Annotated in this window: 21 protein-coding genes and 1 pseudogene; 18 read left to right on the forward strand and 4 right to left on the reverse strand. The window is 55.6% G+C overall.

What is annotated here, in order from left to right; genetic code table 11:
- Positions 1-351: 351 nt before the first annotated feature.
- The 3 genes and pseudogenes from AC6I6H_RS18305 to AC6I6H_RS18315 form a co-directional block, all read right to left on the reverse strand.
- A complete protein-coding gene (locus AC6I6H_RS18305) occupies positions 352-558 on the reverse strand; it encodes a GyrI-like domain-containing protein (protein WP_497955445.1) in 207 nt (68 codons plus the stop codon).
- Positions 559-659: 101 nt separating this feature from the next.
- A pseudogene (locus tag AC6I6H_RS18310) lies at positions 660-893 on the reverse strand (helix-turn-helix domain-containing protein); the annotation flags it as partial.
- 239 nt (positions 894-1,132) lie between these two features.
- Positions 1,133-2,125: a LacI family DNA-binding transcriptional regulator gene (locus AC6I6H_RS18315; protein WP_497955446.1), complete on the reverse strand. Its 993-nt coding sequence runs from the start codon at positions 2,123-2,125 to the stop codon at positions 1,133-1,135.
- Positions 2,126-2,431: 306 nt separating this feature from the next.
- Between AC6I6H_RS18315 and AC6I6H_RS18320 the strand changes: the two genes are divergently transcribed.
- The 11 genes from AC6I6H_RS18320 (at position 2,432) to AC6I6H_RS18370 (ending at position 15,147) form a co-directional block, all read left to right on the forward strand.
- Positions 2,432-3,775, forward strand: coding sequence for an ABC transporter substrate-binding protein (locus AC6I6H_RS18320; RefSeq protein ID WP_497955447.1), 1,344 nt, complete (start codon positions 2,432-2,434; stop codon positions 3,773-3,775).
- Positions 3,776-3,869: 94 nt separating this feature from the next.
- Positions 3,870-4,751 carry a carbohydrate ABC transporter permease gene (locus AC6I6H_RS18325; protein WP_497955448.1) on the forward strand — a complete coding sequence of 294 codons (882 nt, stop codon included), beginning with the start codon at positions 3,870-3,872 and terminating at the stop codon, positions 4,749-4,751.
- The gene (locus AC6I6H_RS18330) at positions 4,751-5,575 is read left to right on the forward strand and encodes a carbohydrate ABC transporter permease (protein ID WP_497955449.1); all 825 of its coding nucleotides are present in this window, start codon (positions 4,751-4,753) and stop codon (positions 5,573-5,575) included. The genes AC6I6H_RS18325 and AC6I6H_RS18330 overlap by 1 nt, the downstream gene beginning before the upstream one ends.
- A gap of 51 nt (positions 5,576-5,626) precedes the next feature.
- A complete protein-coding gene (locus tag AC6I6H_RS18335; RefSeq protein ID WP_497955478.1) occupies positions 5,627-6,583 on the forward strand; it encodes a carbohydrate kinase family protein in 957 nt (318 codons plus the stop codon).
- Between the two features lie 11 nt (positions 6,584-6,594).
- Positions 6,595-8,064, forward strand: a complete 1,470-nt coding sequence (gtfA, locus tag AC6I6H_RS18340; RefSeq protein WP_497955450.1) for a sucrose phosphorylase — start codon at positions 6,595-6,597, stop codon at positions 8,062-8,064.
- A gap of 121 nt (positions 8,065-8,185) precedes the next feature.
- The gene (locus AC6I6H_RS18345) at positions 8,186-10,378 is read left to right on the forward strand and encodes an alpha-galactosidase (RefSeq protein ID WP_497955451.1); all 2,193 of its coding nucleotides are present in this window, start codon (positions 8,186-8,188) and stop codon (positions 10,376-10,378) included.
- 201 nt (positions 10,379-10,579) lie between these two features.
- Positions 10,580-11,554 (forward strand): amidohydrolase family protein, encoded by a 975-nt coding sequence (locus tag AC6I6H_RS18350; protein WP_497955452.1) that lies wholly within the window; start codon positions 10,580-10,582, stop codon positions 11,552-11,554.
- 63 nt (positions 11,555-11,617) lie between these two features.
- Complete coding sequence (locus AC6I6H_RS18355; RefSeq protein WP_497955453.1) at positions 11,618-12,271, forward strand: PspA/IM30 family protein; 654 nt, start codon at positions 11,618-11,620, stop codon at positions 12,269-12,271.
- A 28-nt stretch (positions 12,272-12,299) separates the two neighbouring features.
- Entirely contained in the window at positions 12,300-13,331 is a 1,032-nt protein-coding gene (locus AC6I6H_RS18360) for a TFIIB-type zinc ribbon-containing protein (RefSeq protein WP_497955454.1), read from the forward strand.
- 11 nt (positions 13,332-13,342) lie between these two features.
- Positions 13,343-14,119 carry a TPM domain-containing protein gene (locus AC6I6H_RS18365; protein WP_497955479.1) on the forward strand — a complete coding sequence of 259 codons (777 nt, stop codon included), beginning with the start codon at positions 13,343-13,345 and terminating at the stop codon, positions 14,117-14,119.
- A gap of 26 nt (positions 14,120-14,145) precedes the next feature.
- Entirely contained in the window at positions 14,146-15,147 is a 1,002-nt protein-coding gene (locus AC6I6H_RS18370; protein ID WP_497955455.1) for an SPFH domain-containing protein, read from the forward strand.
- Positions 15,148-15,298: 151 nt separating this feature from the next.
- On the opposite strand, the gene AC6I6H_RS18375 is transcribed toward AC6I6H_RS18370, so the two are convergent.
- Positions 15,299-16,726 carry a hypothetical protein gene (locus AC6I6H_RS18375; protein WP_497955456.1) on the reverse strand — a complete coding sequence of 476 codons (1,428 nt, stop codon included), beginning with the start codon at positions 16,724-16,726 and terminating at the stop codon, positions 15,299-15,301.
- Positions 16,727-16,907: 181 nt separating this feature from the next.
- Here AC6I6H_RS18375 and AC6I6H_RS18380 point away from each other — a divergent pair, with 181 nt between their 5' ends.
- The 7 genes from AC6I6H_RS18380 (at position 16,908) to AC6I6H_RS18410 (ending at position 21,711) form a co-directional block, all read left to right on the forward strand.
- Positions 16,908-17,333 (forward strand): MarR family winged helix-turn-helix transcriptional regulator, encoded by a 426-nt coding sequence (locus AC6I6H_RS18380; protein ID WP_497955457.1) that lies wholly within the window; start codon positions 16,908-16,910, stop codon positions 17,331-17,333.
- Positions 17,334-17,468: 135 nt separating this feature from the next.
- Positions 17,469-18,839, forward strand: a complete 1,371-nt coding sequence (locus tag AC6I6H_RS18385; protein WP_497955458.1) for an MATE family efflux transporter — start codon at positions 17,469-17,471, stop codon at positions 18,837-18,839.
- 189 nt (positions 18,840-19,028) lie between these two features.
- Positions 19,029-19,598, forward strand: coding sequence for a TetR/AcrR family transcriptional regulator (locus AC6I6H_RS18390; protein ID WP_497955459.1), 570 nt, complete (start codon positions 19,029-19,031; stop codon positions 19,596-19,598).
- A gap of 78 nt (positions 19,599-19,676) precedes the next feature.
- Positions 19,677-20,048 carry a DMT family transporter gene (locus AC6I6H_RS18395; RefSeq protein ID WP_497955460.1) on the forward strand — a complete coding sequence of 124 codons (372 nt, stop codon included), beginning with the start codon at positions 19,677-19,679 and terminating at the stop codon, positions 20,046-20,048.
- A 15-nt stretch (positions 20,049-20,063) separates the two neighbouring features.
- Positions 20,064-20,504 carry a DUF5360 family protein gene (locus AC6I6H_RS18400; protein ID WP_497955461.1) on the forward strand — a complete coding sequence of 147 codons (441 nt, stop codon included), beginning with the start codon at positions 20,064-20,066 and terminating at the stop codon, positions 20,502-20,504.
- A gap of 353 nt (positions 20,505-20,857) precedes the next feature.
- Positions 20,858-21,304 carry a LytTR family DNA-binding domain-containing protein gene (locus AC6I6H_RS18405; RefSeq protein WP_497955462.1) on the forward strand — a complete coding sequence of 149 codons (447 nt, stop codon included), beginning with the start codon at positions 20,858-20,860 and terminating at the stop codon, positions 21,302-21,304.
- A complete protein-coding gene (locus AC6I6H_RS18410; protein WP_497955463.1) occupies positions 21,301-21,711 on the forward strand; it encodes a hypothetical protein in 411 nt (136 codons plus the stop codon). The genes AC6I6H_RS18405 and AC6I6H_RS18410 overlap by 4 nt, the downstream gene beginning before the upstream one ends.
- Positions 21,712-22,436 lie beyond the last annotated feature (725 nt).

The following is a 22,436-nucleotide window of genomic DNA, read 5'->3' on the forward strand; positions in this document are numbered from 1 at the left end:
TTTTCATTTTCTGTGGTGCCCGCCAGGGCATGGGTGGCTAACGGTATGCTTCAATTCCACTCACCTCCAACGATTGTCAGCCCGTTGCGGATTAATTCTTCCAGTCGGATGATCTCGTTTTTCACAATGGATTTTCCCAGTTTCGTAATGACGTATTCCTTCTTGCGGGAATCATTTCCGCCTTTATGGGGTGGATCCATTTCTTCTCGAGCAAGGTATTGAGGGCGCCATATAGAGTTCCTGCACCCAGGTTAACGCGGTCACCGCTAAGTTCCTTTACATTCTGTTAACCACCCGAAAGCAAAAAGGCTGACTCTCTTTGCAGAGAAGCAGCCTTTCGCCTTGCCTCTGTTATTGTTCCTTCTTCATAACCGACACATAGATATCCATCACCGTATCGGGACGGAAATGGCAGCGCTCGTCATAATACTCAAAGTCAAGCCTCGTCTCTTCATACTGATAGCCGCTGTCCTTGAACCATTCCTCAAAAATCGACTTCCATGTTTGCCGGAACGCAGCCGCGAATTGTTCCTGATTCGCGTCTTCGGTCGTATCCACCGGAGGCGTAGTAAAAGGTATCCCCGGATTTTGACCATCCGGCTGGCATATTGCGTCGGGCTGCAGCCGAATTCCCTGCGAAAAGCCTTTGCGAAGCCGCTTTGGGTCCCGAACCCGTAATCCAACGCAATATCGATGATCCGCCCGCCTTTCTGCAGCTCAGTCGAAGCTACCGATAACCGTCTCTTTCGGACGTACTCCATGACCGGGAGCCCCATGCAGATTTGAAAGACTCTGCAATAGTGGTACAGAGAGTATCCAACATGCCGGGCGATCATTTCGACGGTCAAGCTTTCTTTAAGCTTGCCTTCGACATACGCTATGCTTCGTTCCATGTCGTGCCTGTAATTCAATGGTTTTCACCATTCCTTTATCCCGTACGGTTGAGTTTATTATAGCAATCCTCGGAAGAGGGGATTGTTCCTGCTTTGCTCTTTTCCCGTGAAACAAACGCAAATATTTGGACAGGGGCTTGAACTCGCTTAAACAAAACAGCGGCACCCGAACGTTTCCGTCCATGGGTGCCGCTGTTTTTGCCTTCCGGCTAATTCCCTCAACTCAGCCGCCGTCTCCCTCAAGCCGTATCCCCGGGGACCAGCTCGACGTCGACGGTGGTGTTGTTGATCATGTCCTCGTTCACCTGCTCGATCATGTTGATCAGCGTGGAGCAGAGCATTTTGCCGATGCGCTCCGTCGGCTGCTTGATCGTGGTGATGCGCGGATGCTGGAGCATCCGGGTGAAGCTGTGGTAGTCGTAGCCGACGATCCGCAGCCGGTCGGGCACGGAGATGCCCAGTTCCGCAGCATGAAGATACAGGGCGTAGGCCAAAATATCGTTGCTGCAGAAGACGCCGTCGTAAGCGGAAAGCGTTTGGGCCGGGAGCTGCTCGCGGACGAACGAGCGGAAATATTCAAAGGTCAGCCGGCTGTAGGGGATTGGCAGCACCTGGTGCCCGACGTTGCGCTTCATGCAGGTCAGGCGGAAGGCGTCGGCACGCCGGTTGGCCAGCATGTCCACATCCAGCGGGCCGGAGATGTGCAGCAGGTTCTTGCAGCCCGCCGCGATGAGATGCTCGGTGGCGATTTCGCCGCCCCGGTAATTGTCCGAGCCGATGCAGGGAATGGAGCGCGAAATGATCCGGTCGAAGGAGACGATCGGAAGACCGACCTTCTTGTATTCTTCGATGTCCAAGGTATGGCTGCACATAATGATGCCGTCCACCCGGTTTTGCCGAAGCATGCTGATGTAGCGCGCTTCGCTCTCCGGGTCCTCCAGCGAATTGCAGATCAGAATTTTGTAATTCTGCTCGCTGGCGTATTGTTCTATGGATTTGATCAGGTCCGAAAAAAACGGATGGCTGGAATCCGGAACCACCACGCCGATAAACGTGGACTGGTTCTTTTGCAAAGCCCGGGCAATCTGATTGGGAGAATAATCGATCTCCGCAATCGCCTGCTCGACCTTCCGGCGGGTTTCTTCGCCAATATAACCCCGGTTGTTCATGACCCGGGATACGGTGGTGACGGAAACGCCTGCTTTTTTGGCGACATCCCGAATGCTGGGCATAGGCCGCATATCCTCCGATACACAATGGAATGGTTTTATTATACCGTTTTCAGAAACGAAAAACTATAGTTTTGTGGTAACGTTAACACAAAAAATGAAAAATGAAAGCGGTAAACTTCTTAGAATTTCAGGGTAATTATGGATTTTGCAAGGATAATTTAGAAAAATAACGATAAAAATAGGAGAAAACATCGACTGGAAATAATAAATTATGATAAAAAAGTGTGGTAACGTTTGACACACTGTTTCAGAAGGCGTACAATGCAGACATGAAAGCGCATCAAATCATTTTGGAGGGGATCTTGAATGCAGCGTTTTGAAATGGCTCAAAAGGGAAAGAAGAGCTTTAGAAAAGTTTCGGCGATTGCGGCAACAGCGGCATTGGCTCTTATGGTAAGCGCTTGCGGCGGCAGCGGCGAAAGCAGCAATGGCAATTCGTCCGCAAATGGCGGCGACGGAGCGGTGACCATCACTTATCTGAATTCGAAAGGCGAAATCCTGGAAGCGATGGAAGCGGCGGCAGCGAAATTCCATGAGGAAAACCCGTCGATTACCGTACAAGTCATTCAGGTTCCGGCCGGTCAATCCGCCTATGAAAGGGCTTCCGCTCTCTATGCGTCGGGCAACCCGACGACGATTACCATGCAGGACACTTCGGACGTGCCGAGCTTTAAAGACCGCGTGCTGGACCTCAGCGGCGAAAAATGGGTCGCAGATGTACGCGACGGCGCTTTGGACACCGGCAAAGTGGACGACAAAGTCTACGGGTTCCCCTTTGCCATGGAAGGCTATGCTCTGATCTACAGCCAGCCGGTTCTCGACAAGGCGGTAGGCGGCACGTTTGATCCGAAGACCATCGTGACGTCGAACGATCTGGACGAGCTGCTGCAAAAGGTAGAAGCCAGCGGCGTGGCGGGCTCGTTTATTTCTTCGATGGACTGGTCGTTGGGCTCCCACATGATGCCGATGGCGTTCGCGGCGCAAGCCGGCGATGCGGAAGGCCGCGCGGCGTTCATGGACAACCTGAAGGCGGGTTCGGCCGACCTGGCCAACAACGGCCCCTTTAACGGCCTGCTGGATACCTTCGACGTGCTGAAAAAGTACAACCTGGACAAAGCAACCCCGCTCGCAAGCCCCTATGAGAAGGGCGCCGAGGTGATGGGCAAAGGGCAAGTCGGCGTCTGGTTCATGGGTAACTGGGCATGGCCGCAGCTCAAGGGCTTCGATACGGCCAACGGCCAATACGCGTTCCTTCCGGTACCGCTTGGCAACGACCAGACCGAGCAAACCAAGGTTTCGGTCGGCGTTACCAAAAGCTTGCTGATCGACAAGGAAGAGAGCACGCCGGAGCAGCAGGAAGCGGCGAAGAAGTTCCTCAACTGGATGGTTTACGAGGCAAGCGGCCAAGACTTCATGGTCAATCAGGCGAGCATTCTGCCGGCCTTCAAGAACATCACGCTTGAGCCTCAGGACCCGTTGTCGAAGTCGCTGATGAACTACATGGAAGCCGGACAATCCGTTCCGTTCCAGGGCGTTCCGGCCGACTATGCGGCAAATGTCGGCGCTGCGATGCAGAAGTACCTGGCCGGCGTGAGCGACCGCGCCGCTCTGATTTCGGAAACGGAAGCATACTGGAAGAACCAAAAATAAACCGGGCATAAACCGCGGTTTGACGAGAGGGCGTCGGGGGCCGGAACAGGCACCCGCCGCCCGAACGTCCCTTATACCGGTTAGGAGGGATAGCATGATCGCCGAAAAAAGCACAGCCAAAAGAATCGGCACGCGGCTCGTTTTCACGGGACCGACTTTGTTTGCATTTCTGACCGTCATCATCCTGCCGTTTTTGTACGGCATCTACCTCACCTTAACGCAGTGGGACGGGATTTCCACCGAGCATCCGTTTGTGGGGGTTGCCAACTACCTGGCGGTTTTTCGGGATAAAGAGTTCTGGACGTCCTTCGGCCTGACGCTGCAATACGTTTTGTACACGGTCGTTCTGATCAACGTGGTGGCCTTCCTGCTGGCCTATCTGCTTACCACCCGCGTCAAGGGAGAAAGTCTGTTCCGCGCCGGCTTCTTTCTGCCGAACCTGATCGGCGGGATTGTTCTCGGCTTCATTTGGCAGTTTATTTTCAACAACGTTCTGACCTATTTCGGCAAGCACGGCATTCCGTTTCTGGAGGTCTCCTGGCTTTCCGACCCGACGAAAGCGTTTTGGGCTTTGGTTATTGTTACGGTCTGGCAGTACGCCGGCTATATGATGGTCATTTACATCTCCGGCCTCATGAGCGTGCCGAAGGATGTGCTGGAGGCGGCCAGCATCGACGGGGCGACCGGCTTTACCCGGTTGCGCACCATGGTGCTTCCGCTCATGGTACCGTCGTTTATCGTGTGCATCTTCCTGTCTCTGCAGCGGGGCTTCATGGTCTATGACCTGAACCTGACCCTGACGGACGGAGGTCCTTTCAAATCGACTATTATGGCCTCTATGCACGTTTATCAGAAGGCCTTTCTTACGCGTGACTACGGTCTCGGCCAAGCGGAAGCCTTTGTTCTCTTCCTGCTGGTCGCTATTGTCACGATCGTCCAGGTTTATTTCAGCAAGAAGCTGGAGGTGGAGGCGTAATGGCCGAATCGAAATCCCTCGGCTGGCTGAAGATGATCGGCTTGATCCTGTGTCTGGTTTTGTTTGTTTTTCCGTTTCTGATTCTTCTGATCAACGCATTCAAACCCAACCAGCAGATTACCTCCAGTCCGATCAGCTTGCCCGAATCGTTAAATTTCGCGAATTTCGCGAGCGCTCTTACGAAAATGGACTACTTGAACAGCTTGGGCAACACCATCATCATTACGGTTTTGGGCGTGGCGCTCATTTCGCTTTTTGCGGCCATGACCGCGCACTATTTCGTGCGGCATAACAGCAAGTTTAACCAGATGACCTTTTTCCTGATGGTCGCTTCGATGATTATTCCGTTCCAGGCGATCATGATTCCGCTGGTCGAAATCTACGGCTCGCTGGGCATGCTGGGCAGCAAGTATTCGCTTGTTTACATGTATATCGGCTTCGGCAGCTCGCTTGCCGTCTTCATCTACCACGGGTTCATCAAAGCGATTCCGGCCGAGCTCGAAGAAGCGGCGATGATCGACGGCTGTACGCGGATCCAGACCTTTTTCCGCATCGTGTTTCCCGTTCTGGTTCCCACGACGACGACGATTGCGGTACTGAACGTCCTTTGGATCTGGAACGACTTCCTGCTTCCTTCGCTGGTGCTGATCAATCCGGGCACACGGACGCTGCCGCTTTCCACCTTTTACTTCTTCGGCAGCTACGCGGTCGATTACGGTCCGCTCATGGCCGGTCTTATTCTGACCATTCTGCCGGTGCTCCTTATCTATCTGGTTGCGCAAAAATACATCATCCAAGGAGTTATGCAGGGCTCCGTTAAATAAGCCCCGGATTTCATGAAAAAAAAACCGATTAGGGAGTTTGGGGTGAATCGCGTGTTTTCATTTGAGGATAGTGTGGAGTTTAAAGAGAAAAGCATTGATATTTTGACCGTAGGCGAACTGCTGGTGGACATGATTGCCACCGATTATGAGGATGCGGTGAACAGCGGGACCTACCGCCGGTTTTTCGGAGGATCGCCCTCCAATATCGCAATGAACGTCAAACAATTCGGCGTCCGTTCCCTGGTGGCTTCCGCGGTCGGGGAGGACGGCTTCGGGAATTTCCTGATCGAGCAGCTGCGGAAGGCCGACATGGATACGCGCTGCGTCCAGAAGGTCGATTATTCCACGAGCATGGTCGTGGTGACCAAAAGCAAAGCGACGCCGGTTCCGATCTTTTACCGGGGAGCGGACTATCAGCTGGCGTTTACTCCGGAGCTGGAGAAGGCGGTAGCCGATACGAAAGTCGTGCATTTTTCCTGCTGGCCGGTCTCCGTTCTTCCTGTTCGCAGCACCATAGAGCGGGTGATGGAGGAAGCCAAGCGCAGCGGCGCCTTAATCGGCTTTGACCCGAATTATCACCCGATGATCTGGCAGAAGGGGGAGAACGGCACCGAATACGTCAAGTCTCTCCTGCGCAGGGTCGATATCGTCAAGCCGTCGGAGGACGACGCGGAGCGCCTGTTCGGCAAGGATACGCCGCAAAACCAGGTGGACAAGTTTCTGGCGCTGGGCGCCAAGCTGGTCATTCTGACGCTGGGGAAGGACGGGGCGCTCGTTTCAAACGGAAAAGAGACGCTGGCCTTCGACACCCTGGCAACGGATGTTGTCGACACGACCGGCGCGGGCGACGCGTTCTGGTCCGGGTTTTACACCGGCCTGGTAAAGGGGTATCCCATTCGGAGATCGCTCTCGCTGGGCTTTGCCGTGAGCGCGTATAAGCTGCAGCACATGGGAGCCGTCGTCAGCCTGCCGCAGCAGGAAGAACTGGAACACCAATACGGAATATAGGGGGCGCCAACATGGCAGTCAAAAACCAAGTGCAGCTGATTACCTATCCGGATTCGCTTGGAGGGGACTTAAAAGCGCTGAACCAAGTGTTGGCGAACCGGTTTGCCGATGTTTTCAAAGGCGGGGTGCACATTCTCCCTCCCTTTCCTTCCTCGGGGGACAGAGGCTTCGCCCCGCTCACTTACCTGGAAATCGAACCCCGTTTTGGAACCTGGGATGACATAAAGGCCATCGGCGCGGAATTTGATGTTCTGCTGGATCTGATGGTAAACCACATTTCGCGGCAATCCGAGTATTTTCAGGACTTTCTGCAAAAAGGACGCCGTTCCGAGCATGCGGATCTGTTCCTGACGCTCGACAAGCTGTGGGAGGACGGAGAGCCGAATCCGGCGGACATCGCCAAGATGTTCCTGCGCCGGCCTTTGCCGTATTCCACCTTCACGATCGAAGAAACCGGCAAGGAAGAGCGGGTCTGGACCACCTTCGGCAAAACGGACCCTTCGGAGCAGATCGACCTGGACGTCAAGTCCGAAAAGGTCAAGCAGCTGCTGACGGCCTTTTTCGAGAACTTCAAGCGGAACAACGTAAAAATCGTCCGTCTGGACGCCGTGGGCTACGTGATCAAAAAGCTGGGGACCAGCTGCTTTTTTGTGGAGCCGGAAATTTACGAGTTTCTGGATTGGGTGATGGAGCTGGCCCGCTCCCTGGACATCGAGCTTCTGCCCGAGGTGCACGCCCACTATTCCATCCAGCACAAGCTGGCCGAGCACGGGTTCTGGATTTACGATTTCATTCTGCCCTACCGGGTGCTGGAGACAATGGTGAACAAGTCGAGCGAAGCGCTGGTCGGCTACCTCAAAACACGGCCGGCCAAGCAGTTTACGATGCTGGACTGCCATGACGGCATTCCGGTGAAACCGGACATGGACGGCTTGATCGACACCGCCGAAGCCCGCAAGCTGGTCGACGTCTGCCTGGAGAGGGGGTCGAACCTGAGCCTGGTGCTGTCGGATGAGCATAAAGGCGAGGACGGCTTTGACGTTCATCAGATCCGCTGCTCGTATTACTCCGTTCTGAACTGCGACGATGACGCCTATTTGGCTGCCCGCGCGATTCAGTTTTTTGCACCGGGCATTCCGCAGGTGTACTACGTCGGCCTGCTGGCCGGCGAAAACGATGCGGAGGCCGTGCGGCAAACCGGGGAAGGCCGGGAGATCAACCGCCACAACTACACGCTGGGCGAGATTGATGAGGCTTTGCAAAAGGATGTCGTCCAAAGGCTGCTGAAGCTGATCCGGTTCCGGAACGAACACGCAGCGTTCCAGGGGGCGTTTCAGGTGCTCGAATCCGCGAAGGATGAAGTGCGGCTTTCCTGGCAAAAGGAAGAGCAGCGCTGCACGCTGTTCATTGACCTGAAGACCAGTAAAACGGTCATTGAATATACGGAAGAGGACGGCACGCTTGCCCGGTATGACGTCTAGCTTCCACACACGGAACCGGAAAAATATGCAAGCGGGGACGAACTCCGGACAACGCTGACGCCGCAGCCGGCGGGTTTCCGAACCTTGCGGCTGCCGGCGCATCAAGAAGGGCGGACCTTTCATGGGAATTCATTTTGAATCGGAAACCAAAGTCTTTCATCTGCAGGCGAAGGACACCAGCTACGTGATGGAGATTGTCCGGGACGGGTACCTGCTTCATCGCTACTGGGGAAGAAAGATCAGGACGTATCGCGATTCCAACCGGCTTCAGCTGCTGGACCGGGGCTTTTCCGGCAATCCTTACAAAGAGGACCGGACGTTCTCGCTGGATACGCTGCCTCAGGAGTATCCCCAATACGGGAATACCGATTACCGGAAGCCCGCGTATCAAGTGCAGCTTCCCGACGGCTCGACGGTTTCGGATTTGCGCTACCGGTCCCATCGGATCCGGAAGGGAAAACCGTCCCTGGAGGGACTCCCGGCTACCTATGTCGAGAACGAAAACGAGGCCGAAACCCTGGAGATTCGGATGGAGGACCCGGTGACGGGCCTGCAGGCGTTGTTAAGCTATACCGTTTTTGAGGCGTTTAACGTGATTACGCGTTCGGTGCGGTTTCTGAATGAGGGCCCCGAGACGCTGAAGCTGCTCAGCGCCCTTAGCCTGTGCGTCGATTTTCAGGACGCCGCCTTTGATATCCTCCATCTATACGGAGGGCATGTAAAAGAACGGTATATGGAGCGGCAGCCGCTCCGGCACGGCATTCAGGCCATCGAAAGCAGCCGGGGGGCCAGCAGCCACCAGCACAATCCGTTTCTGGCGCTGCTTCGCAAAGACGCCGGCGAGCATTCCGGCGAGGTTTATGCGTTCAACCTCGTGTACAGCGGGAACTTTCTGGCGCAGGCGGAAGTGGACCAGTTTGATACGGCTCGCGTGACCATGGGGCTGAATCCGTTTGACTTCACGTGGCTGCTGGAACCAGGGGGAAGCTTCCAAACGCCCGAAGCCGTTCTGGTCTACTCGGCGGAAGGGCTGGGGGCCATGTCCCGCACCTTCCACGATTTGTACCGGACCCGGTTGGCCAGGGGAACCTGGCGGGACAAGGAGCGTCCGGTTCTGGTGAACAACTGGGAAGCCACCTACTTCGATTTCCATGCGCAAAAGATTCTGGAGATCGCCGAAGCCGGAAAAGAGCTCGGGATCGAGCTCTTTGTCCTGGACGACGGCTGGTTCGGTCGCCGGAACGACGACTTCACCTCGCTGGGCGACTGGTTTGTGGACCGGCAAAAGCTGCCGGACGGCCTGGACGATCTGGCCAAACGCGTGCGGGAGTTGGGCCTTTCCTTCGGGCTTTGGTTTGAGCCGGAGATGGTCTCGGCCGACAGCGACCTGTACCGCGAGCACCCGGATTGGTGCCTTCACGTCCCGAACCGCCCCCGCTCGGAGGCCCGCAATCAGCTGGTTCTCGATCTGTCGCGGGCCGAGGTTTGCGTGGAAGTCATCAAACGGGTCAGCGCCATCCTGCGGGCGGTCCCGATTTCCTATGTGAAGTGGGACATGAACCGCCATCTGACGGAAATCGGCTCGGCCGCTCTTCCGCCCGAACGGCAGAGGGAAACGGCGCACCGTTACATGCTTGGCTTGTACCGGGTGATGGACGCCCTTACGACGTCGTTTCCGGATGTCCTGTTCGAAAGCTGCTCCGGCGGCGGCGGACGGTTCGATCCCGGCATGCTCTACTACATGCCGCAAACGTGGACGAGCGACAACACGGATGCCGTCTCCCGCCTGAAAATCCAGTACGGCACGAGCCTGGTTTATCCGGTCGTGTCGATGGGAGCGCACGTTTCCGCGGTGCCGAACCACCAGGTGCACCGCACGACATCGCTCGCCATGCGGGGCGATGTGGCGATGTCCGGGAACCTGGGCTACGAGCTGGATTTGACCGCGCTCTCGGCGGACGAGAAAGAAGCGGTCAAGCGGCAGGTGGCCCGGTACAAGGAAATCCGGAGCCTGATTCAATTCGGCGACTTCTACCGGCTTCTTAGCCCGTTTGAAGGAAACGAAACGGCCTGGCTTTTTGCAAACAAGGAAAAGACGGAAATCCTCGCCTTTTATTTCAACGTGTTGGCCGAGCCGGCCGCTCCGCTGAAATACCTGAAATTGCACGGCGCGGATGTAACCAAAACGTACCGGCTGGCCGGGACGGAGCAAGTCTTCGGCGGGGACGAGCTGACTTATGTCGGCCTGAGCGTTCCGGTCGAGACAAACGGCGATTTCCGCAGCTTTGTCTGGCATTTTGTTGCGGAGGAATAGAAAAACGACTTTGTTTGAGGCTGTTCCGGGTCAAGGTGACCGGGACAGTCTTTTTTGTGCTTTTTTTTCAAATTTGCCACGAGAATGGAAGGGATTCGTATAGATCAAGAGGATGGAAGGGACGGCTGCTTTTGCATCGATTTCCCGAGCGGGGGCTTATTTGTTAAACGGACAGCACTTTTTAAAGGGGGTACGGCCAGGATGCCAATCGAACGGGAAGCACGGTCAGATGAGCAAGTCTTTCTGGACAGCTTGAGGGAAAATTTGCTGGAGGGCCTGCAAACGGTACCGAAAAGCGATTTGCACAATCACGCCGGGCGCGGAGGAACCCTTCGCTATATCGGCGCATGGGCGAATGTCGACATTCAGCCGCCGGCAAAGCCGTTTGAATCGCTGTATGACATGAACAAGTGGTTTGTGGAAAATGTAAAGCGTCATTGCCCCGGCGTTCCGGGTTATTTGAAACGGATTGAAGCCTCCTTTGTCCAGGCCAACGATGACCGCATCGAAAAGCTGGCGTTAAGCTTCGGGATCGATGAAGTTGACGCTTTGGGCGGGATGGAGCCTTTTATGCGCATCATGAATGAGCTTCACGTCCGCTTTGCTCCGGACACGCAGTTTTTGCCGGAGCTTGCTCTGGACCGGGGCTGGAATACGGATGAGATTTACGGACGCCTGGAAGAGCTGTTGCATTACCGGTGGTTCCGGTCGATTGATATTTGCTGCGACGAGCTTGCCCAGCCGATTGCAAAGTTCAAAGCCATTTACAGAGCTGCCAAATCCGCCGGGCTGCTCCGAAGAGCTCATGTGGGCGAATTCGGCACGTCCGACGATGTCCGGGAGGCGGTTGAGGAACTGGAGCTTCAGGAGGTCCATCACGGAATTGCGGCCGCCGGCTCGCCGCAGGTCATGAGGTGGCTTGCTGAGCATCACATTCAATTGAATGTCTGCCCGACAAGCAATGTGATGCTGGGTGTGGCGGAGAGCTACGAGCGCCATCCGGTTCGGCAGCTTTTTGATTATGGGGTTCCGGTGACCATCAATACCGATGATTTATTGATTTTCAACCAAACCGCTTCGCAGGAGTATCTCAATCTGTACCAATCGGGGTTGATGAAAGCCGAGGAACTGAACGAAATTCGTTTAACGGGATTGGGCCGCCGACCGTTCAAATGAAACCAACCGGGGCAAGATGAGGTAATATAAGAAAGGGCACACAAGTCAAAGGAGGGTTGCCGAGTGGGAGTCCTGTCGAGATTCACGGAGATCATGAGAGCGAACATCGGGGATCTGCTGAAGCGGAGCGACGATCCGATGAAGACCATTGACGAAACCCTGCGCGGGCTGACGCAGGATCTGGGCAGCGTGAAGGCGGAAACCGCCGCTGTCTTGTCCGAGGAAGCAAGAGCGAAGCGGGCGCTTGACGAATGCGGGGCCGAGATCCGCAAGCTGGAGCGGTACGCCGAGAAAGCGGCGGCGTCCGGCGACGACGACAAGGCCCTTCGTTTCCTGGAGAGCAAGGCAAAAGAGAACGAAAAGCGGAATGAATTCAATAAGGCCTATGAACAGGCCGCAACGGACGCCGGCAAAATGAAGCAGCTTCAAGACAAGCTGGCGGAGGACCTGTGCGAGCTGGAGACAAGAATGGCCGCCTTGAAGGCGCAAAGCGCCAAAGCCGGGTTCGGCGGACTGGAGGAAAAGGCGAGCATGGCGCTGAACGAAGCGCTGGCGCTGGCCGAGCTCCGGTCCGATTCCGCAAGGGATCGCCTGGAGGAGGAGCTGGCCGCGCTGGACCGGGAGCCGTCCGGGCGGGAGAAGGCGGGCCCGGGTGCGGGGGCGGACCCGCGCGACGAGCTGGCGGCGATGAAAGCAAGGCTGAATAAGCCGAACTAACGAGCGACAGGACGCAGGGGGTGTGCGGATGCCGGTAATGGAATACAAATGCCCGAATTGCGGCAGCGGTATGGTGTTTGACAGCGCGTCGGGCATGCTGTCCTGCCCGAGCTGCGGGCGGAAGGATAACATCGAACAGCTTCCCGATCCGTTAAAAAAGCAAGTCTTTACCGAAGATGAAATCAAGGAGTACCACTGCACAAGCTGCGGAGCGGTTCTCGTGACCGAACCCGAGACGAGCGCCACCACCTGCAGCTTCTGCGGCTCGGCGGTCGTCCTGAGCGACCGGCTGACGGGAGCGCTGGCGCCGGCCTATGTCATTCCCTTTGCCATCAGCAGGGAAGAAGCCATGCAGGCGTTCAAAAAATGGTGCCGCCGGGGGCTTCTCACCCCAAGGGGGTTCATGACGGCGGACCGGATCAAGGGCATCACCGGGATGTACGTTCCTTTCTGGCTGTATAACCTGAATAACGACGTAGAGGTTCACGGTCACGGCACGAAGGTAAGGGTATATACGCGGGGCGACTACCGGTATACGGAAACGCAGCATTTCGACGTTTACCGGAGGCTCCGGCTCAACTATGAGCAGCTGCCGATCGATGCCTCGGAGAAAATGAGCGACCGGCTGATGGATAAGCTGGAGCCGTTCCCCTACGCGCAGCTGAAGGATTTCAAAACGCCCTATCTGGCGGGTTATATCGCGGAGAAATACAACTTCACCGATGAAGAGCTGCTTCCCCGCGCCAAGGAGAAAATCCAGCCGTATATCCAGTCCTATATTTCCTCTACGGTGGCCGGCTATACCACGGTAAGCTTGCCGGAACAGAGAGTCGACACAAGGGTCGAACGCGCGGATTACGCCCTGCTGCCGGTGTGGATGGTCTACTACGATTTCAACCAGGCGGAGTATACCTTCGCCATGAACGGCCAAACCGGCAAGGTGGTCGGCAAGCCGCCGCTCAGCAAGGCGAAGATGGCGGGCTGGTTCGCCGGGGTCTCCGGGGTTTCTTTTCTGGTCCTGAAGCTCGCTTCCTGGATGATGGGAGGGGGATTCCTGTGAGAACCAAAGAGATGATGCTTGTTGTGCTATTCCTGGTTCTGCTGAGCGCTGCTCCGGCATTGGTTCCGTCCGCGCTCGCGGCCGAACCGAAAAATCTCATCTACGATGAAGCGGGCCTCTTGAGCCAGGAGCAGCGGGCGGAGCTGAATGAACTTGCCATCCGGTACGGCGCCGAGCGCGAAACGGATTTTATCATCTACACGTCGCTTAATGCGGACAACCAGGATGTCGTGAAGCTGACCCAGGATTTTTACGACGAGCAGGCGCCGGGATACGACAAGGCGCACGGAAATGCGGCGATCCTGACGCTGGACACCCGAAACCGGGATGTGTACCTGGCGGGCTTTTACAAAGGCAAAGAATACCTGGACGACGAACGGCTGGATAAAATCCGCAGCCGGATTACGCCGTACCTGAGCGAAGGGGATTACGGGAAAGCGTTCGGGCAATTCATCATCACCGCCCACCGCTACATGGGCGTCCGCCCCGGGGCCAACCCGGACAATCCGCTGTTTAACTTGTGGGTTCAGCTCGGCGGAGCGCTTGTAATCGGAGGCGTAACCGTCGGGCTGATGGCTTACCGCTCGGGCGGCCGGGTGACGGTGAGCGGGGGCACCTATCAGGACGCGGGAACCTCGGGCGTGCTGGAGCAGGAAGACCGCTACCTGCGGACGACCGTAACCAAAACCAAGATCGAGAGGCCGAGCGGCGGCTCCGGCGGCGGAGGCGGAGGCGGCGGGACAACCGGCGGCGGCCATTCGCACAGCGGCAGCAGAGGGTCTTACTAAGCGAAGAGAAGGGATGGGAGCGCAGCATGAGCTTTTTTAGAAACCAGTTTTCCAATGTGGTCGAGTGGGAAGAATTCCGGGATGACATGATCTTCTGGAAATGGAGCAACCGCGAGATCAAGAAGGGCAGCAAGCTGATCATCCGACCGGGGCAAGATGCCATTTTCCTGAACAACGGCAAAATCGAAGGGATTTTCCGGGAGGACGGGGAATTCAGCATTGAATCGGACATCATCCCCTTTCTCTCGACGCTGAAGGGCTTCCGGTTCGGCTTCAACAGCGGCATGCGGGTCGAGGTGCTGTTCGTCAACACCAAGGAGTTCACGGTGCGCTGGGGAACCCAGAGCCCGATCCTGATCCCGACGCCCCAGCTTCCGGGGGGCATGCCGATCCGCGCCAACGGAACGTTCCAGTTCAAGGTGAGCGATTATGTGACCTTGATTGACCGGATTGCGGGCGTGAAGCAGAGCTATCTGGTCGAAGAAGTGAAGCTGCGCATCACGGCGGTGCTCGACCAGCTGCTGATGAAGTGGATCAGCCGCGAGGGCAAGGACATGTTCAACCTGCAAGCCAATGCGTTCGAGATCGCCAAGGGCATCCGCGAGGACCTGGACATGGAGATCATGGACAACGGGATTACGATCACGGGCTTCCAGGTGATGAGCTTCAACTACCCGCAGGAAATCCAGGACATGATCACCAAGACCGCTTCGCACGAGATGATCGGCAATCTGCAAAAATACCAGCAGGTCAGCATGACCGACGGCATCTCTTCGGGCAAGGTGAAGGGCGGCGGCGCCGCTTCGGACATGGCCGGGATGATGATGGGCATGAACATGGCCAAAGAGATGCTGAACAACATGAACGCGAACCAATCGGGAAATAACTCGGCCAATCCAGGCGGGAACGCCGCCCCGAACCCGCCGCAAGCGGCGGGAGCCGGGAAGAAGCCGAACTTCTGTCCGAATTGCGGCACAAAGACCGAGGGCGCCAATTTCTGTCCCAACTGCGGGGAGAAGCTGGGCTGACCCGAAGATGCGCCGCGCAGAATGAAAATCCCAAAAAGCCGCCTTTGTCCGGTCCAGTACCGGACAAAGGCGGCTTCCTGCTTGAAAGCTTTTTATATGGGGGGGCGCCAGGCGGTGCCGCATTTATTTTCCGGCTCAGCCCGCGTTTCTTTTAGTAATCCGCCAAGCCCAGGTAGTGCAGGGACAGAACATTCATGAGGTTAAATTCAAAGTTTTTATCGAAAAGGAATCCTTGCTCCGCCTCCTGATGCTTGAGGACTTCCTCCGCATACAGCCGTTGGGCCGAGAAAAAGCTTTGCAGGCGCGATTTCCCTTCTTTAACCCCTTTAAAATAATGATAACTGAAGTAAAACGGGTTGTTCTGCTTCAGTTCCTCATAGGTAACGGCCGGATACGCCCAGGCGTCCGCCGCTTCATCCCACGTCTCCGTAAAATTGGCGATGCCGTTGTTCGACAGGAGTGATACGCCCGCGATGGGATTGATCATCTTTCCTTCAGCCAGCGCTTTGTGAATGATGCTGCCCGTTTTCAACCCGCGGGCATTCTCGCACGAAAACGAATAGAACGTATAGTAGTTTTTATTCAGTACCTTGTTAATCGTCTCCGTGGTCAAAAAGGGCGTTTCCGTTTGCTTCCCCTGGTCCTTGGTGGCCAGCGGGGTGACGGTTTTGCTGAGGCCTTTCGGACCGCCGTGACCGTCAAAAACAAACTCCATGATCCCCTTCCTGTTCTCCGCCTGAAGGTTGGCGAGGGTCATGTCTTTGGCGCTGGCGCTCGTTTGAACGGCTCCTTCCTTAATGCCGTACAAGCGGTAGTCGTCGGAGTCGAGAACCCCGAAGCGCTTGTGCAGCTGCTCGATAAAAAAGCCCAAATCATCGTTCTGGGGCCGGGGCCAAGGGGTTTTCAGAATGAGGTTTTCGTAAACCCGGACAAAGGTGGGGCTGGAAAAGCTGACGATCGGAATGTCCTTTTGGGCAGTCTGTTTGCGGTATTCGTAATAGCGGTTGATGTAGCCCGCGATCTCGCCTTTTGTCAGCAGCAGCCGGGAGACGGGCCATTCCGGGACCAGGGAGACGGGCGTCTTTTCTTGAAAAATCTTGTACAGGCTCAGGTCCTTGGTCAAATAGTTGCTGTTGTTTTGAAAAGTGGAATAGAACAAATCGCTCGCCTGCAGCTCCTTGGACTGGTAGATGACCGTCTTGCCGGAGGGATTCGGGACCGATGCGACTTTGTTTGTATACGGGAAAGTGGGAACATCGTCCGCCGATCCGAAAATCTGGATGCCGGCTACGGCCCTGCCCTTTGCGGCGCGGTCCTTTTTGAGCAGGTCATAAATTTGCGGCGCGGTGTTGTATTTGGATACGTCGAGAAGAACGTTGGAGGTTTTGGTGAATTTTTTGACGTAGCCTTTGATGGCGGTGAGGTCCTGCGGGGTGACTCTTTTGCCGTTATAAAGAAAATAATAGAGCGGAGCGGACGCGGACGGCTTGCCCGGAACGGCGGCGATGCCGCTAACCGGGAGCAGCGAGACGGTCAGCATAACAAAAAGCAGAAGCAGAGAAACAAGCTTTTTTTTCATGGGGCCTCCTAGAATGTCGACTAAGCCGTAATAAATCGAGGAATAGAATTCGACATTTTTCTTCGGCCTCCTGCTTGCGCGGAAAAATTAGCCATTGACAGGACCTGGAGAAGGGAGTAGATTTAAACCACGAACAGTTAGATATCTAACATTTATGCATATTCCAAAAGGAGGGCGCCGGTTGGTCAGGAAAGATACGCCGTATTCGGACCTTTTTCAGACAATTGGCTTGAAGATCAAGCGAAAGGCCGATGAAAAAATTAACGAGCTGGGCCTCAACGCGCAGCAGGGCCGGGTGATCGGTTATATCTACGAGCATCAGGACAAGGGGCTGATCCAGAAGAATCTGGCGGAGATCTTCGACCGCCGCGATGCGACAATCACCAGCATGCTGAAGGGCCTGGAGAAAAACGGGTACATCGAACGCAAAATTCCGGCGGACAACGAGCGGCAAAAGAACCTCTACGTCTTGCCGAAGGGCGAGCAGCTCGTTCAGGACTTTGACCGGATGTTTGGCCAGGTCGAGAATGAAATTGTCGAAAGCCTGACGGAAGAAGAAAAGCAAACCCTGCTGAAGCTTTTGGTCAAGATCAACCAGAGCTTGTAAGGAGGTTGGTTTGCGCGCAAGACGGCAGCCAAGGCTGCTGATCATCGGAAAGTTAGAACTCTAACATTAAAAGGTCTACCCTTACTGAAAAAGTTAGAATTCAAACTATTATAAAGCTAACCGAGGAGGATTCCCATGGAAACCACGGAGACCAACACGTATTACCTTGAAAAAGCGCCGGTGCGAAAGGCGATTGCCCGTCTTTCGATTCCGATGATGCTCGGCATGTCGGCCGGTACGATTTACAACCTCATCAACGCGTTTTTTATCGGGCTTGCCCACGATACCGCGATGTTCAGCGCCATCACGCTCGGGCTGCCGATCTTTACAGTGCTCATGGCGTTCGGGAATGTGTTTGGCGTCGGAGGCGGGACGTTTATCACGCGTTCCATTGCCGAAGGAGAAGAGGAGCGGGCCAAAAAAGTCGCCGGGTACAGCTTTTACGGAAGCTTATTGGCTGGCCTGTTGATTGCGATGGCCGCCGCTTTGGCGATTGGGCCGCTTGTTCATCTGCTCGGGGCGGACGCGGCGACCTTTGCTTACACCAAACAATACTCCTTGACGCTTTTGCTCGGCGGGATCGCAGTCATCGGCAATTTTGCGCTGGAGCAGCTGGTCCGGTCGGAAGGAGCGTCCCGAGAGTCGATGTATGGCATGCTTCTCGGCATTGTTTTGAGTATTGTGTTCGATGTTCTGTTTATCGTGATACTGGATTGGCGTGTTTTCGGAGCGGCGTTGTCCATGGTTTTGGCCAATGTGGGGTCGTGTCTCTATTACATCTGGTACCTGGAATCCAAAAGCGAGCATCTGCGAGGATTTCTGCGGCATTTCAAGCTCGGCCTGAAGGACCAGCTAGAGGTGTATAAAATCGGCGTATCCGAGCTGCTTCAAACCTCATTCCTTATCGTATCGACGCTGCTTCTGAACCAGTTTTCCATGGGCTACGGGGACGATGTAGTGGCGGGATTCGGGGTCGCGCTGCGGATTGTGCAGCTTCCCGAATTTTTGGCGATGGGGATCTTCATGGGGGTGATTCCCCTTATCGCTTATAGTGCCGCCAATCATAATTTTGCCCGTCTGAAAAGCGTGTACCGGCATTCGGCCCTGTACATCGGCGGCATTGCGGCGGTTTTTACCGCGGTGGTGTACCTGTTCCGGGAACCGGTGATCCGGTTGTTTTCCAACGACCCGGCCGTCCTGAACACGGGAACGACGATTCTTATCGCGCTGCTGGTTTCCGCCCTGTTTAACGGCTTCACCGGCTTGTTCGCCGGGATTTTCAAAGCGGCCGGAGAGGGGATTCCGACAAATATTATGGCCATCTGCCAGGGCATTCTGTTTATCCCGGTCATTATTGCGCTGCATGCTTGGTTTGGCTTGAACGGCGTCATCTGGTCGATGACCGTCACCGAAGTCATCACAAGCGCCGTCGGGTTGATCCTCTTCGTTTTTCATTACAGAAGAATGAACCGGCTGAAAGATACGGGGGCAGCGCAACCCGCCTGAGGCCGTGGCCGGTCTTCCGCATTATGAAGCGGGACGGTCTTGCCGGTTGACGGCTGACGGCCGCCGCTTAGGAGAAGGCCGGATCGCTTTTTTTGGCTTGACAGCAGGAGGGGACAAAACTAAAATGAGGGCATTGGTACCAGGAATACCAAACTGGTTTTCTTGGGTTAAAGAGAGGTTGAAAGCCCTGTGAGAGCACGAATCGTAACTGCCGCGGTCGAACTGATTCACCTGAAAGGCGTCCGGTTTACCATGAGCGAGCTGGCCGGCCGGCTTGGTGTCAGCAAACGGACGCTTTATGAACATTTTGCTTCCAAGGATGAGTTAATCGGCAGCATGGTCGACGAAGCGGTTCAGGAAATAAAGCGCCGGGGCCTGGAGGTTTACCGGGACCCGGACAAGACGATTGTGGAGAAGCTGAGGGAGGCGCTTTCCCTGCTGCCGGATGATTTCCGGTTTGTGCTCAGCCGCCATTTGGACGATGTCCGCCGCTTTCATCCCGGCGAATGGGTGAAGATCGACGATCTGCTCAAACAGGAATGGGATACCGTTGAAAGGCTTCTGGAAGACGGAATGGCTTCCGGGGAACTGCGGACCATGAGCATCCCCGCTCTGCTGCAAATGATGAAAGGGGCGACGCTCAGCTTGTTCGATCCTTCCTATTTGGCCGCCAACAAGGTGACGCTGGAGGAATCCGTTTCGACGGTGGTGGAGGTCTTTTTGGAGGGAATCGCTTCCGTAAATACGCCGCGGGAATAAGGCTTTGGAACCGCGGCATTTCTTTTTGTTGGTACCGAGAAAACCAAATTGGTTTCAATAGTTGGATGGGGGATGAGCATGGGGTGGTTTTACCTGGCGGCTGCTATTGTTTTTGAGGTGTTGGGAACGACTGCAATGAAGCTTTCGGACGGGTTTTCCAATCCGTGGTACAGCGCCGGGGCGGCGATCGGGTATCTCGCTTGCTTCGGTTTGCTCACGCTGGCGCTGAGCCTGATGGAGGTCGGGCTGGCCTATGCGGTATGGTCCGGTGCAGGAACGGTGCTGATTACCGTGATCGGCGTGCTTTATTTTCAAGATTCGTTTTCGGTGCTGAAAGCCGTTTCGATTCTTCTCATCCTCCTGGGCATCATCGGCCTGAATTTGAGCGGCGGGGCGCATGGGGACGGCGAAAAGACAAAGCTGGCGGAGCATCAAATCCAACAGAGGTAAAAGGAGAGACAACACATGAAGCTAAGGGGATTAAAGTGGTTTTTTCTAGGCGTGGATCTCGGGTTTATCGTTTACTGGGGGATTACCCTCTTTCACCTCATTCCCGTCGAGTGGCTGTTTGAGGACTACTACAATCCGCTGCTTGTCGCATGGAACTGGTCCTTCCTGCCGCTTGACCTATGCATATCGGCAACGGGGCTGGCGAGCCTCTATCTGCGAAAGAAGGGCAAGCCGCTATGGCTGAGCCTGGCTTTGCTCTCGCTGGTGCTGACCTTTTGTTCGGGGCTGCAGGCCATCGCCTTTTGGGCCATTCGGCTGGAATTTGATCCGGCCTGGTGGGCTCCGAATCTGTTCCTGCTCCTCTACCCGCTTTTTTATATTCCGGGGCTGGCAAAGTCACTGGCGCAGGGGGGTGAATTTATAGAGAATGCTAATGGGCAGGGTGCGAGACGCTAAAATCCCGCTCGGAGAAGGGATACTGTTGGATTGATGAAGCAGCCGTCATCGGCCGTTTCGCAGACTCCAATGTCGCGATGAAACGCTATTATGAACTGCATCGGGCATAGCCTTACCGGGAATACGGCTTCTACCATACCTCACGCGAGACATTAAAGCTTCGGGAAAAATGGGCGGGGGTACGGGGGCCCAGATGAAGATTGATGTGAGGAAAGCTTCGCTTAAGCGGGCTTTTTTTCATTTAGCGGGCTTCCCCTGCAACAAACCGCCAACATCCTGCAACAAACCGCAAAAGGATGGCCGCCGCCGCCAGGAGCGTGTAGGATAAGAGACGTGGAAGGGAGGACCCGAGAATGGACATCATCTTTGAGGCGGATGCGCGGCTTGGCCTGCGGAAAGCGAAGGTCGTCACGAATCCGGCAGAACAGGGGAATTGGGGAGCCATTAAGGAGGCCATCGGCCAGGCGGAGAAAAAGCTCGCGGTGCTGAACCCGAAAAATAGCCGGAGCGTTCAGGTGCCCGTTGGGGCGATCGCGGCGGTGGAGTCGGCGGACCGCATGTGCAGCGTGCGGCTGATCACCGGCGAGCGGTACCTGCTGGCGCAGCGGCTGAAGGGTGCCGAGGAGAGTCTGGAGTCACCGCATTTTTTGAAAATCAACAACCAAACCATCATCAACACCGGCTGTATCGCCGAATTCTCGGCAGCCGACAATGCCCGGATCAAGGTCGTCCTGACCGACGGGACAAGCTATTTCGTAAACCGCTTTTACCTAAAAACCTTTAAGGAGCGATTGACATGATGACGCAGTTGAGAAATTCATTTTTCCAAGTCTTTACGGTGACGGCTTTGTGGGTGGCGCTGCTGCTGACGGTCTTTATGAACGACCGGACTGTCGAGATGACCTATCTGTGGAACGTGCTCGGGATTGCGGCCATTGCCGCCGCGGTGTTCGGCGTCTTGTACAACGCCTTGTGGAATCATTTTACCTTGAAGCCGGTCTGGAACATCCTGATTTCGTCCACCTGCAATATTGCGGGCGGGTGCGCGGCGGTTTGGCTGTTCTCGAGTGAAATGTTCGAGCTGATTCTGCCCTGGTGGCCGGGCATGCTGGCGCTTTCGGCGGTTCTGCACACGGTGGCGTTTTACTTTTATGCGAAGCGGGACAGCAAGAAGAAGGCCGCGGAGCTCAACAACATGCTGAAGTAAGGCGGGAATTGCCGGCCGGAGCCCGACATTCGGTCATCCGGCCGGGCAGCGTGACGGGTGTCCCGTCCGATCTCACAGTTGGAAAAAGAGGGACAAGTTTCGGCCGTCTAACCGCAAAGGAGCGGCGATCCGTAGTCTCCAGCATTCAGAAGTTCCTGCTCGCGAGTTGGAGTAGTAAGTGCAAAAAAGCAACTAATTACACCGTTATTCGCTCCATTCGACCAAATAGATGCACAGAAGCAATTATTTCTCCCCTTTTCTCGGAATATCGCTTTTTTATATGGAAATAAGTGCGGATACGGCGTTATTTCGCGATAGAGACGAAATTTTTTGGAAATAAGTGTATCATTGCACCTATTTGCGTGCCCCCTTTCCTGCTCTGATCAGACGCTCGTTTGATTCATCAGCCGCCCGCCCTCTTAGTCAGAAAAGCAGATGCAAAAAGAATGGTGAGCCGAGCAAACGGGAGGGTCCCAGAGTGAACAACGCTCGTGGATGGGGCGATAACAATTTAGGTTCATCCCGGGAGTAACTCGGCAGCAAATCCGCGGCAACGCGCGGCACCCCACGGCAACGCGCGGCACCCCACGGCAACGCGCGGCACCCCCCGGCAACGCGCGGCAACCCGCGGCAACGCGCGGCAACCCGCGGCAACGCGCGGCAACCCACGGCAACGCGCGGCAACGCGCGGCAACCCACGGCAACGCGCGGCAACGCGCGGCAAC

It is taken from the genome of Gorillibacterium sp. sgz306347 (assembly GCF_059735245.1).

Bases quoted from the DNA above. Each gene is read 5' to 3' on its own strand.
- AC6I6H_RS18365 (WP_497955479.1), top strand. From the start codon at position 13,343: ATGATGCTTGTTGTGCTATTCCTGGTTCTGCTGAGCGCTGCTCCGGCA.
- AC6I6H_RS18400 (WP_497955461.1), top strand. From the start codon at position 20,064: ATGAAGCTAAGGGGATTAAAGTGGTTTTTTCTAGGCGTGGATCTCGGG.
- AC6I6H_RS18330 (WP_497955449.1), top strand. From the start codon at position 4,751: ATGGCCGAATCGAAATCCCTCGGCTGGCTGAAGATGATCGGCTTGATC.
- AC6I6H_RS18325 (WP_497955448.1), top strand. From the start codon at position 3,870: ATGATCGCCGAAAAAAGCACAGCCAAAAGAATCGGCACGCGGCTCGTT.
- AC6I6H_RS18345 (WP_497955451.1), top strand. From the start codon at position 8,186: ATGGGAATTCATTTTGAATCGGAAACCAAAGTCTTTCATCTGCAGGCG.
- AC6I6H_RS18360 (WP_497955454.1), top strand. From the start codon at position 12,300: ATGCCGGTAATGGAATACAAATGCCCGAATTGCGGCAGCGGTATGGTG.
- AC6I6H_RS18410 (WP_497955463.1), top strand. From the start codon at position 21,301: ATGATGACGCAGTTGAGAAATTCATTTTTCCAAGTCTTTACGGTGACG.
- AC6I6H_RS18375 (WP_497955456.1), bottom strand. From the start codon at position 16,726: ATGAAAAAAAAGCTTGTTTCTCTGCTTCTGCTTTTTGTTATGCTGACC.
- gtfA (WP_497955450.1), top strand. From the start codon at position 6,595: ATGGCAGTCAAAAACCAAGTGCAGCTGATTACCTATCCGGATTCGCTT.
- AC6I6H_RS18370 (WP_497955455.1), top strand. From the start codon at position 14,146: ATGAGCTTTTTTAGAAACCAGTTTTCCAATGTGGTCGAGTGGGAAGAA.
- AC6I6H_RS18405 (WP_497955462.1), top strand. From the start codon at position 20,858: ATGGACATCATCTTTGAGGCGGATGCGCGGCTTGGCCTGCGGAAAGCG.
- AC6I6H_RS18385 (WP_497955458.1), top strand. From the start codon at position 17,469: ATGGAAACCACGGAGACCAACACGTATTACCTTGAAAAAGCGCCGGTG.
- AC6I6H_RS18350 (WP_497955452.1), top strand. From the start codon at position 10,580: ATGCCAATCGAACGGGAAGCACGGTCAGATGAGCAAGTCTTTCTGGAC.
- AC6I6H_RS18395 (WP_497955460.1), top strand. From the start codon at position 19,677: ATGGGGTGGTTTTACCTGGCGGCTGCTATTGTTTTTGAGGTGTTGGGA.
- AC6I6H_RS18320 (WP_497955447.1), top strand. From the start codon at position 2,432: ATGCAGCGTTTTGAAATGGCTCAAAAGGGAAAGAAGAGCTTTAGAAAA.
- AC6I6H_RS18315 (WP_497955446.1), bottom strand. From the start codon at position 2,125: ATGCCCAGCATTCGGGATGTCGCCAAAAAAGCAGGCGTTTCCGTCACC.